Origin of the sequence: Mariniflexile sp. TRM1-10 (genome assembly GCF_003425985.1) — a bacterium.
Taxonomy (GTDB): domain Bacteria; phylum Bacteroidota; class Bacteroidia; order Flavobacteriales; family Flavobacteriaceae; genus Mariniflexile.
Genome location: NZ_CP022985.1, coordinates 4,542,808 through 4,558,063, shown reverse-complemented (window position 1 = coordinate 4,558,063; position 15,256 = coordinate 4,542,808). Strand labels below are relative to the sequence as shown.

Sequence of the window (15,256 nt, the reverse complement as noted above, 5' to 3'; positions counted from 1 at the left end):
TTTGTGAGAATCGTAAATCGCAATTTTTAAATCAACTCTCAATGTTCAAACGCATATTTAACAATATTTGCACCCATTTTCAAGGCTTTTTCTCTTACATCGGCGGGATCGTTATGCACCTCGGGGTTTTCCCAACCATCGCCCAAGTCGCTTTCAAAAGTAAATAACAACACCAATCGGTCTTCAACATACATACCAAAAGCCTGCGGACGTTTACCGTCATGTTCATGTATTTTAGGCAATCCGTTTGGAAATTTATAAGCAGTATTAAAAATTTCGTGGTTTGAAGGAAGCTCTATTAATTCCTTATCTGGAAATACTTTTTTAAGTTCTTTGGTAATATAGGGTCGCATCCCGTAATTATCATCAATATGTAAGAAGCCTCCGGAAATTAAATAGTTACGGAGGTTTTCGGCATCGGTTTCACTAAAAAACACATTCCCATGTCCTGTCATGTGTAAAAAAGGAAACTGAAAAATATCCGAGCTTCCCACTTCTACATCTTGTGGTTTTGGGTTTATTTTTGTGTTGATGTTCGTATTGCAAAACGCTATTAAGTTGGGTAAAGCAGTCGGGTTGGCATACCAATCACCACCACCTTTGTATTTTACCACTGCTATTTCTTGCGCAGATAAAGTTAAAAGTAGAAAGTTAAAAGTTAAAAGTATGATGCCCTTTTTCATCTGCTAATTTTTATTGTTTTAATTTGGCTATGTTTCGACAAGCTTCATTTACTACCTTCTTTGCAAAATATATTTTGCATCTTGCTAATACTCAGTACAGGTTTTGAACACCCTGAATAATTATCCTCGCGTGTAAAAATGACACCCAAGACCCAATACCCAAGACCCAAGACCAAAAATAAGAGGCAAATATGAATTGACTTTCCCATAAAGTTGACAAAATAGTTAAAATTAAACATAAACCTCATTTACAAAAGCTACTGAATGACACGCCACGATGGCTGCTGTTTCAGTTCGCAACCTGGTGTCTCCCAAAGTTACGGGAATAAACTTGTTTTTTAGGGCCATTTCAATTTCTTTGCTGCTAAAATCGCCTTCGGGCCCAATTAAAATCGTGATGTTTTGTTTGGGTTTAAGTTGTTGCTTTAACGATTTTCTATCGGTTTCTTCGCAGTGCGCAATAAATAAATCACCATTAAAATCTTGCTTAATAAAGTCTTTGAAATTGATAGACTCATTTAGTTTTGGCATATAGCAACTCAGCGATTGTTTTGTTGCCGATTGCAAAATTTTTTCAAACCGTTCGGGCTTAATTATTTTACGTTCGCTGTGGTCGCATATAATAGGGGTGATGGTATCAATGCCAATTTCGGTGGCTTTTTCTAAAAACCATTCGTAGCGGTCGTTCATTTTGGTTGGTGCAACGGCTAAATGCAAACTGTAATCCCGTTTCGGTTGTTGGGATTTTGAGATAATCGTTACAACACATTTGTTAATATTAGGAATGGCAACTTCGGCAGTAAATAGCCAACCGTTGCCATTTGTAATATGTAAGGTATCGCCCGTATTTTTCCGAAGCACTTTTACAATGTGCTTGCTTTCTTCTTTTTCAAAAGAAAATTGCGTCGTGTTTTCAGTGATGTTCGGGTTATAGAAAAGTTGCATTAATTTATGGCTTCAACAATTTTTAAGACTTTAATTTCTGAAATTTCTTTTGGTTCATGCGTTTTTAACACCACATAATACCAGTTTTTTGAAGGAATGTCAATCGTAAATATAGCATTCAAACTATGATTTCCATTGATGATTTCGTTTTCAAAATCGGGGTACATATCGCCTTGTGCAAACCATCCTAAATCACCACCTTTATTAGCATTTTCATCCATAGAATAGCGTTTTGCTAAAAAATCGAAAGGCGCACCATTTTTATATTCGTTAATTATTTTAGTTCTTAAAGTATTCAAATCGGTTAAGCTATATTTTGTACCGTCTAGATAAATATAAGCAACACGGTAATTAGTGGTTTTTGTTTTTTCAACCACTTTATAGATGGTTTTCTCAAAATTTGTCTTTACGGTTTTTATGTCACCTTTAGAAAGCCCAAAAAGTTCTTTAGCAAATATGGTTTTGTGCTTTTCTTCATTAAAAGTAATCAATTTATTTTCTTTGAAATTTTTCAATTCCAGATAGTTGGTTATTTGCTCGGGCGTTTCAATAAATTCTAATTCTTTTTCGGTTGAATTTTGGGCATTTAAAAAAGCAGAAATGCTAATGGTTACTGCAAAAAGTAGGTTTTTTGTCATAATTCGGGTTTTAAATTTAGTTCCAAATTTAAAATTATTGCCCGAACATATAAATGGAAAAAAAATAAGTTTTTAAGAATGTATTGTTTACAACTTATTTATTTTTCTTAGCAAGAATTTGTTTTAGAGTTGATGCAATTAAATTGAGGATTAATAGAATTTGAGATAGAAAGAAAATTGTAAAAACTAATATAATAAAAGTGTTTTCGTCTAGCGAATCATAAAATAGAGGAAATTCACTTTCTGTTTTAATCTTATTAAAATACCATATGCCTATTATAAATACTAAAAAACACCCCATACTTATAATGAGATGAATTTGAGTTAAACGCAAATAAAGCTTTAAGGTTGTTTTATCTAGAATCCAATAAGCAAAACCAATGATTGAATATATGATTGCAAATATTATAGAAATATGAAGATTTGAAATTACATAATATGTATCATGGATGTTTATAACAATACCATCATCATTTGTTCTAAAATATAAGCCAATAATGAATATGATGAGGGCAACAAACCAAAAAAGTTTAAACGAATTCATGGTTTTAAATGTTTCATTTTAAAATATTCGTATTAGTAGCTAAAAATTAAATCTTCAATCTAGCCGAAGCTGCTATATTTTGTTCAGCAAAATCGCCTTCTAAATATTTCAAATACCCTACAATGGCAATCATAGCGGCATTATCGGTAGTAAATTCAAATTTAGGCACATAGGTAGTCCAACCAAATTTTTGTTCCCCATCCTTTAGTGCTTGTCGGATGCCCGAATTTGCCGAAACACCACCTCCAATAGCAATGTGTTTAATGCCTGTTTGTTTTGAGGCAAGCTTTAATTTGTCAATTAAAATTCCAATAATGGTGTATTGAATAGAGGCACAAACATCGTTCAGGTTTTCTTCAATAAAATTAGGGTTGGCTTTGGTTTCATTCTGAATGAAATACAGAATAGCCGTTTTTAGCCCTGAAAAGCTAAAATTCAACCCATCAACTTTTGGTTTGGTAAATTTAAATGCTTTCGGATTTCCTAATTTGGCGCGTTTATCGATTTCCGGGCCTGCAGGATAGCCTAAGCCCAAAATTTTTCCACTTTTATCAAAGGCTTCGCCAACAGCGTCATCAATAGTTTCACCAATAACAGTCATGTCAAAATGGTTATCAACCCTAACAATTTGGGTATGTCCTCCCGAAATGGTCATTGCTAAAAACGGAAAAGGAGGTTTGTTAAACCCGTCTTCATCAATAAAATGTGCCAGAATATGACCTTGCATGTGGTTCACGTCAATAAGTGGAATATCCAACCCGTAAGCCAACGATTTTGCAAACGAAGTTCCAACCAATAACGAACCCATGAGTCCAGGGCCTCTAGTAAACGCAATGGCATGTAATTGCTCTTTGTTGATATGAGCTTTTTTTAATGCCTGAGCTACTACCGGAACAATGTTTTGTTGGTGGGCTCTGGAAGCTAATTCGGGTACTACGCCACCATACTCTTCGTGTATGTTTTGGTTGGCAATAATATTACTTAAAATGCGTCCGTTGTGTATTACGGAGGCCGCAGTGTCGTCGCAAGAAGACTCAATTCCTAGAATATAAATATTTTGTTCAGCCATTAATTAAAATTAGGCATAATAATTGTTAATTTTGAAAAGAATAAAAGTCTAGCGCATTACTTTTATTCGTAATTGCAAAGATAATGCATTCCTAATAAATCAATAACTTAAAAAGTATCAAAAAGGCTTTTAAAATAGCATATAAAATAGCAGCTATATTGTTGCTTATTTTCATCATTTTGGTGTTGATACTTTCTATTCCTGCTGTTCAAACAAGTCTTGGTAAATACGCCACAAAACGTCTTAACGACGAGTTTAAAACCAACATAAACATTAGTAGGGTTAGTTTGCAACTGAATGGTGATGTAGAGCTTAAAAATATTTATATAGAAGATTATAAGCAGGATACGCTAATAAATATAGCCGAATTAAACACTTCTATTATCAGTATTAATAATTTAATTAAAGGTGAATTAACTTTTGGGGATGTTGATATTCAAGATTTAATTTTTAATATTAAAACCTATAAGGGTGAAGCAGAAACTAATTTGGATGTATTTGTTCAAAAATTTGAAGACGATAATCCACGAAAAAGTCCAAGCACCTTTTTATTATCGTCTAGCGATGTGTCTATTTATAATGGTATTTTCAGGCTCCTTGATGAAAATAGAGAAACTACAAAATTATTAGAGTTTACGAAGCTTAATATTAATGCCACTAACTTTTTAATTAATGGTAGCAATGTTAGCGCCCGGATAAATACTCTAGCGTTTAAAGATAGTAGAGGATTGGTTATGAAAAACATGATGACCAATTTTAGCTATACACTTACCGATATGACATTTGCTAATTTAGAGGCTAAAACAGAGCATTCAGTATTAAAAGGTGATTTAAAGTTTTCTTATAATAGAGAAGATTTACAATATTTTACCGATAAGGTTTTGGTGACTGCAAGCTTTAAAGATTCCCATGTTTTTTTAAATGAAGTTAACGTATTCTATAACGAGTTTGGGAAAAATCAATTGGTTAAATTAAGTGTTGATTTATCGGGAACTTTAAATAATTTACAAACAACCAATTTAAAGCTAAACTCTGGTAACTATACAGAAGTTGATGGGGACATATATTTCAAGAACCTTTTTAATGAGGAAGAAGGAAACTTCTATATGGATGGAAATTTTAGAAATCTATCTTCTACCTACAATGAATTAAAAGCATTATTACCCAATATTTTAGGAGCTTCCATTCCTTCTTCGTTCAATAAGCTAGGGAAATTTACTATTGTAGGAAACTCGCAGGTAACAGCTGCTTCTGTTATTGCCAACATTCAAATAGATACCGACTTAGGATATGTAGATTCCAACTTGGAAATCTTAAAAATTAATGATATTGATAATGCCTCTTATAGTGGAAATGTAGCCTTTGAAAGTTTTGATATTGGAGCCTTTTTAAACGATCCTACTATTGGAAAAGCGTCATTGGATTTTGATGTAAAAGGATCTGGTTTTACTGCTAAAAATCTAGACACACAAGTAAAAGGCGATGTTTACGAAATAGAATACAATACGTATAATTACACAGGTATAAAAGTGGTAGGAAACGTTAAGAATAGAATTTTTGACGGAAATCTAGTGGCAAATGACCAAAATTTACGATTAAACTTTTTAGGACTTGTAGATTTTTCCGAAGCGGTTAAAAAATATGATTTTGAAGCGAAGGTTGATTATGCCAATTTAAATGCCCTTAATTTTATAAAAAAAGATAGTCTATCTTTATTTAGCAGTCATGTTAAAATGAACATGAACAGTAGTAATCTTGATGATGCCTACGGAAAAATTTCTTTTAAGAACACCGTTTATAAAAACCAAAACGATACTTATTATTTTGATGAATTGGATTTAACCTCAAGGTTTGAAGACGATGTTCGTTTTATAGAAATTAAATCACCCGATGTTATAGAAGGCGAACTTAAAGGACGTTTTATAGTAAAGGATATTAAAAAGCTGTTCGAGAATTCTTTAGGATATATTTATACCAATTACATTCCACATAAAATTAAAACCAATCAGAATATTGATTTCAATTTTAAAATTTATAATAAGATAGTTGAAGTTTTTTATCCTGAAATCGAGCTAGGAAAAAATACCTATATAAAAGGTCGTGTTGAAAACGATCAAAGGCAATTTAAATTCACGTTCAAATCGCCTCAAATTAAATTGCTTGATTATTTTGCTAACAATATTGAGCTTCAAGTGGATAATAGTAACCCACTTTTTAACACCTACGTAGAGGTCGATAGTTTAAAAACAAAATATTACAATGTTTCCAAATTCAGTTTGATTAATGTTACAGTCAACGATACCTTGTTTATGCGCTCAGAGTTTAGGGGCGGAAAACGTAATAATGATATTTTTAATTTAAGTTTCTATCACACTATTAATAAAGAAAAAGAGTCGGTTATTGGTTTTAAAAAATCCGATGTCACCATAAAAGATAACACATGGTATATTAATGAAAAGAAAGATAAATTCAATAAAATTTCATTCAATAATACCTTCACAAAATTTAATATCGACAAATTAGTAATAAACCATAAAAATGAAGAAATTAGGTTTTCGGGTTTTATAAAAGATTCTACACAAAAAGATTTAAAACTCGATTTTAAAAATGTTGATCTTGCTAAAATCATTCCAGAGATAGATAATTTAAAATTAGCAGGAAGCGTTGATGGAAAGCTGGATATATTGCAAAAAAATGGTAGCTATTTACCAAATTCGAACATTGTTATAGATAATCTTAAAGTTAATGATATTGAATTCGGTTCTTTTAACGCCAATATAAAAGGTAACCAAAACTTAACCAATTACAATGTAGATGTTACCATAAAAGACGATGTTAATAAATCGTTCAGGGCCATTGGAGATATTAGCGTTAATGGAAAACAATCAAACATTGATGTAGATTTTGAACTTAACGAATTTAATATACAGCCTTTAAATCCATTTTTACAAGATGTTTTAGCCAATATTAGAGGGTTAGCTACCGGAAAAGTAAATGTTGTTGGTAACTTAAAACGTCCCACTATTAATGGTGATCTTGTGTTAGATAAATCGGGGTTTGGTATTCCGTATCTCAATGTCGATTATCAGTTTGCTAATAAATCTTCTGTAACACTTAAAAACCAGAGTTTTATTTTTAATAGAATCCAACTAACCGATACAAAACATAAATCCAAAGGACAATTAAATGGTTCATTAAATCATGTGAATTTTTCAAAATGGAGCTTAGATTTAGATTTAAATACCTCAAGATTATTGGTTTTAGATACTAAAGAAGCCGAAGATGCGCTGTATTATGGGACTGGTTTTATAGGTGGTAGAGCCAGTATTTCGGGACCAACAGACCAATTGGTAATAAGTGTCGTTGGTGAAACAAAATCAGGAACCGTTTTTAAAATTCCACTTAGCGATACGGAGTCTTTTGGTGATAATTCATATATACATTTTATTACTAAAGAAGAAAAACGAGCAAGAAAATTAGGGGGCGACTATGTTTTTAATGAAATAAAAGGGCTTGAATTGGATTTTGATTTAGATGTCACCGAAGATGCCGAAGTTGAAATTATAATAGACAAGAACTCAGGACATTCGTTAAAAGGACGCGGTCGTGGTGGTTTATTGGTTGAAATTAATACGAATGGTAAGTTTAATATGTGGGGGGATTTTTCGGTATTTGAAGGCGTATACAATTTCGCCTATGGCGGTTTAATCCAAAAAGAGTTTATAGTACAACCCGGTGGTACCATAGCCTGGGAAGGCGACCCACTAAAAGCACAAATAGATATGCTTGCCATTTACAAGACGCATGCCAATCCATCACCCTTATTAGACAATCCAATAAACAGAAGTATTCCTGTAGAATTGAATATTAGCTTGATAGGCGATTTAGAACGCCCAAAACCAATTTACGATTTTAAGTTTCCTACGGTAAGTTCTACTTTAAAATCCGAATTGCAATACAGATTAGAATCTGATAATGACAAACAGAACCAAGCATTATATCTGTTGTCTACGGGCGCTTTTTCAAGAGGTCTAAGCGAACTTAATTTTTCAGGTACTATTGCGGAGCGGCTAAATGGTATTATAAATGGTATTTTTACAACGGGCGATAGCAAACTTAACATAGGATTGAATTACGAAGCAGGTGAAAACAGACCAGATTATCAAACCGATGATCGATTTGGTGTTACCCTACAGACTCAAATAAGCGATCGTGTGCTTATTAATGGTAAGGTAGGTGTGCCTGTTGGAGGTGCAGGAGCTTCGGAAACCGTTATTGCAGGTGATGTTGAAATAAACTTTTTGCTGAATGAAGATGGCACATTGACCGCCAATGTATTTAATAGAGAAAACAGCATCAGAAATTTTGGAGAAAGAATTGGCTATACCCAAGGATTAGGTATTTCATATAATGTAGATTTTGACACCTTCAAAGAACTGCTTCAAAACTTCTTTAAAAAGGCTAAAAAGGAAGAAGAAATTGTGATAGAAGAAGAAGTTGAAAAAGACAGTGATCCGCTTCCTGAATTTGTAAAAATAAAGACAGATTCAGATAAATAATTGCCTCAATTCCATACAAAAGGAATGGCGTTTAGAATTCTAAACTATTTTTTTTATCAACTAAAACGTTATAGTTTCGCATGTAGCATTAAAATAGAATAAATGCTATAGATATATGATTTTTGTTTAGTAATTTTACCTGTGAAAAATTAAAATTTAATGTCAAAACCAATCAAAAAAATAGCAGTTTTAACTTCTGGAGGCGATTCTCCAGGAATGAATGCAGCCATTCGTGCTGTCGTTAGAACATGCGCTTATCATAATATAGAATGTCTTGGTGTTTACCGTGGCTATGAAGGCTTAATAGAAGGCGATTTCGAACAAATGAATGCGCGAAGCGTCAAAGGTATTATAAACAAAGGCGGTACATTTTTAAAATCGGCACGTTCAAAAGAGTTTAGGACCATAGAAGGCAGACAAAAAGCCTACCATAAATTAATTGAAGCAGAAATAGATGGATTGGTAACCATAGGTGGCGATGGTACATTTACGGGAGCCATGATATTTAACCATGAGTTCGGCTTTCCTGTAATGGGAATACCCGGAACTATAGACAATGATATTGTTGGTACCTCACATACTTTAGGTTTCGACACCGCTTTAAACACCGTTGTAGATGCCATTGATAAAATCAGGGATACAGCAAGTTCACACAACAGGCTATTCTTTGTGGAAGTTATGGGACGCGATGTAGGGCATATAGCTTTAAATGCAGGTATTGCTGGAGGTGCAGAAGAAATATTAATACCAGAAGAAGATTTAGGGTTGGAAAGATTGGTAGAATCTTTAAACAGAAGTAGAAAATCTGGCAAAACATCAAGCATTGTAATTGTTGCAGAAGGTGATAAAATTGGAAAAAATATTTTTCAATTAAAAGACTATGTCGATGAAAACATGGAAGGGTACGACGTACGTGTATCGGTGCTTGGGCACATGCAACGTGGCGGTGCACCATCATGTTTCGATCGTGTTTTGGCAAGCAGAATGGGGGTTAAAGCCGTTGAGTCTTTATTAGAAGGAAAAACCAATTATATGGTTGGTTTGATGAACGGTAAAATGGAACTAACACCATTAGAACAAGCCATAAAAGGGAAATCAAAAATAAATTTAGAATTATTGCGTGTCTCAGACATTATGAGCACTTAACATTTATAAACAAGAATATGTCAAAATTAAAATTAGGAATTAACGGGTTTGGAAGAATAGGTAGAATAGCTTTTAGAGTAGCTGCAAACAGACCAGATATTGAAATTGTTGGAATTAACGATTTATTAGATGTAGAGCATTTAGCTTACTTATTAAAATACGATTCAGTTCATGGACGTTTTAACGGTACCGTTGAAGTAAAAAACGGAAACTTAGTAGTAAACGGAAACGAAATTAGAATTACTGCAGAACGTAACCCAGAAGATTTAAAATGGGATGCCGTTGGAGCAGAAGTTGTATTAGATTGTACAGGTATCTTCACAACTTTAGAAGGTGCGCAAAAACACATTACTGCTGGAGCTAAAAAAGTAGCAATTTCAGCACCATCGGCTGATGCGCCTATGTTTGTAATGGGAGTAAACCACGATAAAATAACTGCAGAACATACGATTGTATCTAATGCATCTTGTACTACAAACTGTTTAGCGCCTTTAGCTAAAGTTATTAACGATAACTTTGGTATCGTAGAAGGTTTAATGACAACAGTACACGCTACAACTGCAACACAATTAACAGTTGATGGACCTTCAAGAAAAGACTGGAGAGGTGGTCGTAGTGCTTTAGCAAACATCATTCCTTCATCTACAGGTGCAGCAAAAGCCGTAGGTAAAGTAATTCCAGAATTAAACGGTAAATTAACTGGTATGGCATTTAGAGTTCCGACTCCAGATGTATCTGTAGTTGATTTAACTGTTAGAACAGAAAAAGCTGCTTCTTGGGCAGAAGTTAAAGCTGCATTGAAAAAAGCTTCAGAAAACGAATTAAAAGGTATCTTGGGTTACACTGAAGAAGCAGTAGTATCTCAAGATTTTGTTTCAGAATCTATGACAAGTATTTTTGATGCCGATGCAAGTATTGCGCTTAACGATAATTTCTTTAAATTAGTCTCTTGGTATGACAATGAGTTTGGTTATTCAACGAAGTTAGTTGATTTGGCACAACACATCAGTAAAGTGTAATTATAAGAAGTTTAAACGCGTTCTTAAAGAAAATAATATATTAATTATGAACTCCACAGATTTATTGTGTTACTACAAAGTCTGTGGAGTTTTTTCATTTAAACAAAGCTCATGATTTTAATTGTTGATAGCGGCTCTACAAAAAGTGATTGGATTGCTGTAGATAGTAATGGTAAACAACTTATAGAAAAGTTGCGCACAAAAGGTCTTAATCCCGAAATTTTAAAAGAAGACAAGCTAAAGAAAATAATTAAAAAACACCCCGATTTAAAGGCGCACAAACTTGAAGTTACGCATGTATTCTTTTATGGTGCGGGTTGTGGCACAGACAGAGGTAAAGAAGCCGTTTATAATGTTTTAAAAGGCGTATTTATAAACGCTGTTATAAAAGTTGAAGAAGATACTATGGCTGCTGTTTATGGCACCATTACCCACGATACAGAAGCTGCCGTTGTTTGTATTTTAGGGACAGGCTCCAATTGTAGCTATTTTGATGGTAAGCAACTGCACCAACGCGTACAGTCTTTAGGATATATTTTAATGGATGATGCCTCGGGAAATTATTACGGTAAAGAATTAATTAGGGAGTACTATTTTAATCAAATGCCAGAAGATATTAAAGTATCTTTTGCTAGCAAATACAATTTAGAAGCCGATTATATTAAATATAATATTTACAAACAGCCCAACCCCAATGCCTATTTAGCAAACTTTGCAGAGTTTATGTTTTTAAATAAAGATTCGCAGTACATTGTAGAGCTTATAAAAAAAGGCATCCGCAGTTTTGTAAACAATATGATCATGCAGTACAAAGAAGAAATAAAAACCGTTCCTGTGCATTTTGCAGGTTCTATAGCCTATTTTGCGCAAGAAGAAATTAAAGCCGTTGCACAGGAAATGGGCTTTACGGTAGGTAATTTTGAACGCAGACCTATTGAGGGATTGGTTGCCTTTCATATTAAAAACTTATAAGTAAATATTATACAGATTAATTTTAGTTGTAAATAAGCTTTTCAAGTAATTATAAAAGACCTCACAGGTTTTTAAAACCTGTGAGGTCTTTTTGTAAACTATCATTAAATTATATTTGTTAGTTTAGAACTCTAAAACAACTATTTAAACATTTGAAAAATCACATAGCCATATATATATCCAATAACGACGATAAGCTTCTGCTTATAGAACGCATTGTTTCTGGTGACATTCTTGTTGATTTAAAAGGCTTAAACCACGCACTTTTTTCTGAAATAACCTTAAATAAGTTTATAGAAGAAGAGATTGTTCATGGGCATTTTGATGTTGTTACCGAAACAAAAAACAGCTTATTACAGTCATCTGAAGGCGAACGCAAAAAAGCCCTGTTGGATTATATTATTTTACAAAACCCCGATTATATTATTGCAGACAATGTTTTTGGCAATTTAGATGTAGAAAAGCAAGCTGTAATTAAAGAAACGTTTACCAAGTTAAGTAATAAAACAACTATTGTTCAAATTACAAATAGAAAAGAAGATATTTTATCTTTTGTACACAAAACCTATAAGTTACAAGCCGGTGTTTTGGTAGAATTCAATCAGATTGAATCTTCAAAAACAACCAATTCGATAACTTTTGTTGAAGGATTGCCGCAACCATACCGTCCTATTTCAGAGCATATCAATCCGTTAGTGAAATTTAACAAGGTGTCCGTAACTTACAATGAACGCCCTATTATTACTGATATTTCTTGGGAAATTAAACAAGGCGAATTTTGGCAATTAATGGGCGCTAATGGTTCGGGTAAAAGTACCATGTTAAGTATGATTTTTGGCGATAACCCAAAAGCTTATGGGCAAGATATTACCTTATTTGGTATAAAAAAGGGGAGTGGTGAAAGTGTTTGGGATATCAAAAGAAAGATTGGTTATTTTTCATCAGAAATGTTACGTGGTTTTAAACGATTGGATTCTATAGCAAACATGATAGTTTCTGGTTTTTTCGATTCGGTTGGACTTTATAAAGAACCTACTAATGAACAGATAAAAATTACAGAACAATGGCTTCATGTTTTGCAGATGTATACTATTAGAAAGCAAAACTTTTTAGAATTATCAAGAGGACATCAACGCTTGGTATTAATAGCCAGGGCCATGGTAAAACACCCACCTTTGCTTATTTTAGATGAGCCCACAAACGGACTTGACGATTTTGATGCAAAACTGTTTACCGAACTTATAAATAAAATAGCAACAGAAACCGACACCGCTATTTTGTACGTCTCGCATCGTAAAGAAGCTGGGTTAAACCCCGATTTTATTTTTGAATTAAGACCTAGCGGAATGGGGTCTATAGGAAAACAAATTAAGTAACTTAGGGTTTTTAGAACACTGCTATGTCGAGCGTCACACTCGTGAAGGTAGTAGTTGTCATGGCACGAGCAAGATGTTCATGCTATCGAGCTTTTTTAGTAAAATGAATTACTTCATCATCTGTATTCTTAATAATTTCAATATAATAATAAGTAAGATCTTTTAACTAATTTGGTTAAGACTTTTTGTTTTGGCAATCGAAGCTATTATTTTTTGCATACATTAGAGTATTAGTTTTTAGAACTTGAAATAAAATTTTTACTCTTTTATGAAATACTATTCATTTTTATTAGTTGTTTTAATTTTCAGTTGCAACAATTCACAAAAGCAATCTACAATTCCAGAAATCAAACAAGAAACAATACCCATTCTAAATTTAGAACAAGCAAATAAGTTGGCACAATTACCTTTGCATTGTATAAATATCGAATATCCAAATCGATTATCACAAACCTTGGGAAGCGCTGCCGATTTGAAATCGCCTAACACCTTACATCCGGCGTTTTACGGCTGTTTCGATTGGCATTCCTCGGTACATGGGCATTGGAGTCTGGTAAGTTTGTTAAAACAGTTTCCAGACCTAGAAAACGCCAAAGCCATTGAGCAATGCTTGCTTCAAAACATATCCAAAGAAAATATCCAAACCGAAGTAGCTTATTTTTTAGGCAATCACAACAAATCGTTTGAGCGGACCTATGGATGGGCGTGGTTATTAAAATTAGCTGAAGCATTGCATACTTGGGATAGTGAAACAGCAAGACAATTAGAAAGTAATTTGCAGCCCTTAACCGATTTGGTTGTTGGGAAATATATCGAGTTTCTACCCAAGTTAAATTACCCCATTCGGGTAGGCGAGCACCCAAATACAGCATTCGGGTTAAGTTTTGCGTGGGATTATGCTAGTACGATAAATAACACCGCTTTAAAATTAATCATCGAGCAACGCGCAAAGGATTTTTATTTATCAGATACAGACTGTCCAATTACTTGGGAACCTGGTGGTACCGATTTTTTATCACCATGTTTAGAAGAAGCGGCGTTAATGAAACGTATTCTGACTAAAGAAACGTTTAAACCATGGTTAGATGAATTTTTACCACAATTGAAAAATAAAAGCTTTATATTAGAAACTGGAAAGGTTTCCGATAGAAATGATGGCAGTTTGGTGCATTTAGATGGTGTCAATTTTTCTCGAGCTTGGTGTTTAAATACCATTGCGGAAAACTTGCCAGAGTATAAACACTTAAAAAATATGGCGAATCAGCATATTAATTATTCATTACCTAGTATTTTTGAAGATAGCTACGAAGGTGGACATTGGCTGGGTAGTTTTGCTATTTATGCATTGAACACTGTTTCTAAATAATGAACTCATCTTAATTTTTTGTTTTTAACCGAAAATGAGATAAAATTTGTACAGATGAGGCACTTTTTGAAAGGCATAGCAGAGTTAAGCATAAAAAAAGAAATAAAATATGGACGAATTTTAGCCATTCCTGCCTGCCGGCAGGCAGGTTTTAGAAAATAGAAAGTCAAGATGAGTTCAATATAAAACACAACTAGTGCAAATCCAAAGTGTTGATATAAATGTAGATGTAGGAGAAGGCATTGGCAACGAATCGCTATTAATGCCTTATGTATCGTCATGCAATATTGCTTGTGGCGGACACGCAGGCAACAGTAAAACCATGCGTAAAGTGGTTGAACTAGCAAAACAGCACCGCATTAAAATAGGAGCCCATCCTTCCTTTCCTGATGTGAAAAATTTTGGTAGAAAACCAATGGATATGCCCTGTGTAGCCTTGTTTACCTCATTAAAAGAGCAAATAAGTAATTTAATGACCATTGTGCAAGAAGAAAACGCCCTATTGCATCATGTGAAGCCTCACGGCGCCTTGTATAATATGGCGGTTAAAGATACTAAAATTGCGACTACCATTATTGAAGTCATGAAAAGTATAGCGCTACCAGTAAAACTTTATGTGCCTTATAAGTCGGTTATTGAAACCTTGGCACTTCAAAATAATATCCCTGTTACATACGAAGCATTTGCCGATAGAAATTATAATGATGACTTAACCTTGGTATCCCGTAGTGAAAATAATGCGCTTATTCATGATTCTGATGCGATGTTTGAACATGTGTTTCGTATGATTGATAAACGGAAAGTAAAAACAGTTACTGGAACAGAAGCGGCTATAAAAGCAGAAACTTTTTGTGTGCATGGCGATCATTTGCATGCGGAAGAATTACTTAAAAAATTACGTATGAATTTGGAAACGGTAGGCATTAAAATCTTGTAAAT

Annotated in this window: 12 protein-coding genes; 7 read left to right on the top strand and 5 right to left on the bottom strand. The window is 33.7% G+C overall.

The features are described 5' to 3' along the window. Positions 1 to 38: 38 nt before the first annotated feature. The 5 genes from CJ739_RS18750 to tsaD form a co-directional block, all read right to left on the bottom strand. The gene (locus CJ739_RS18750) at positions 39 to 683 is read right to left on the bottom strand and encodes a DUF4159 domain-containing protein (protein WP_117178112.1); all 645 of its coding nucleotides are present in this window, start codon (positions 681 to 683) and stop codon (positions 39 to 41) included. A gap of 231 nt (positions 684 to 914) precedes the next feature. Beyond that, on the bottom strand, positions 915 to 1,628 hold the full coding sequence (locus tag CJ739_RS18740) for a 16S rRNA (uracil(1498)-N(3))-methyltransferase (RefSeq protein ID WP_117178108.1): 714 nt from the start codon (positions 1,626 to 1,628) through the stop codon (positions 915 to 917). Next, positions 1,628 to 2,266 (bottom strand): peptidylprolyl isomerase, encoded by a 639-nt coding sequence (locus tag CJ739_RS18735; RefSeq protein WP_117178106.1) that lies wholly within the window; start codon positions 2,264 to 2,266, stop codon positions 1,628 to 1,630. The genes CJ739_RS18740 and CJ739_RS18735 overlap by 1 nt, the downstream gene beginning before the upstream one ends. A 94-nt stretch (positions 2,267 to 2,360) precedes the next feature. After that, positions 2,361 to 2,810 (bottom strand): hypothetical protein, encoded by a 450-nt coding sequence (locus tag CJ739_RS18730; protein ID WP_117178104.1) that lies wholly within the window; start codon positions 2,808 to 2,810, stop codon positions 2,361 to 2,363. Positions 2,811 to 2,856: 46 nt separating this feature from the next. After that, complete coding sequence (gene tsaD, locus CJ739_RS18725; RefSeq protein ID WP_117178101.1) at positions 2,857 to 3,879, bottom strand: tRNA (adenosine(37)-N6)-threonylcarbamoyltransferase complex transferase subunit TsaD; 1,023 nt, start codon at positions 3,877 to 3,879, stop codon at positions 2,857 to 2,859. Between the two features lie 158 nt (positions 3,880 to 4,037). Between tsaD and CJ739_RS18720 the strand changes: the two genes are divergently transcribed. From CJ739_RS18720 to pxpA, 7 genes are all read left to right on the top strand, one after another. After that, positions 4,038 to 8,438 carry a translocation/assembly module TamB domain-containing protein gene (locus CJ739_RS18720; RefSeq protein WP_236951558.1) on the top strand — a complete coding sequence of 1,467 codons (4,401 nt, stop codon included), beginning with the start codon at positions 4,038 to 4,040 and terminating at the stop codon, positions 8,436 to 8,438. Positions 8,439 to 8,597: 159 nt separating this feature from the next. Beyond that, positions 8,598 to 9,584 carry a 6-phosphofructokinase gene (gene pfkA, locus CJ739_RS18715; protein WP_117178099.1) on the top strand — a complete coding sequence of 329 codons (987 nt, stop codon included), beginning with the start codon at positions 8,598 to 8,600 and terminating at the stop codon, positions 9,582 to 9,584. A gap of 17 nt (positions 9,585 to 9,601) precedes the next feature. After that, on the top strand, positions 9,602 to 10,603 hold the full coding sequence (gene gap / locus CJ739_RS18710) for a type I glyceraldehyde-3-phosphate dehydrogenase (RefSeq protein ID WP_117178097.1): 1,002 nt from the start codon (positions 9,602 to 9,604) through the stop codon (positions 10,601 to 10,603). A 111-nt stretch (positions 10,604 to 10,714) separates the two neighbouring features. Then, entirely contained in the window at positions 10,715 to 11,575 is an 861-nt protein-coding gene (locus CJ739_RS18705) for a BadF/BadG/BcrA/BcrD ATPase family protein (RefSeq protein ID WP_117178095.1), read from the top strand. 152 nt (positions 11,576 to 11,727) lie between these two features. Beyond that, positions 11,728 to 12,951: an ATP-binding cassette domain-containing protein gene (locus CJ739_RS18700; RefSeq protein ID WP_117178092.1), complete on the top strand. Its 1,224-nt coding sequence runs from the start codon at positions 11,728 to 11,730 to the stop codon at positions 12,949 to 12,951. A 268-nt stretch (positions 12,952 to 13,219) separates the two neighbouring features. Continuing rightward, a complete protein-coding gene (locus CJ739_RS18695; RefSeq protein ID WP_117178090.1) occupies positions 13,220 to 14,317 on the top strand; it encodes a DUF2891 domain-containing protein in 1,098 nt (365 codons plus the stop codon). Positions 14,318 to 14,513: 196 nt separating this feature from the next. Then, positions 14,514 to 15,254, top strand: a complete 741-nt coding sequence (pxpA, locus tag CJ739_RS18690) for a 5-oxoprolinase subunit PxpA (protein ID WP_117178088.1) — start codon at positions 14,514 to 14,516, stop codon at positions 15,252 to 15,254. Positions 15,255 to 15,256: the final 2 nt, after the last annotated feature.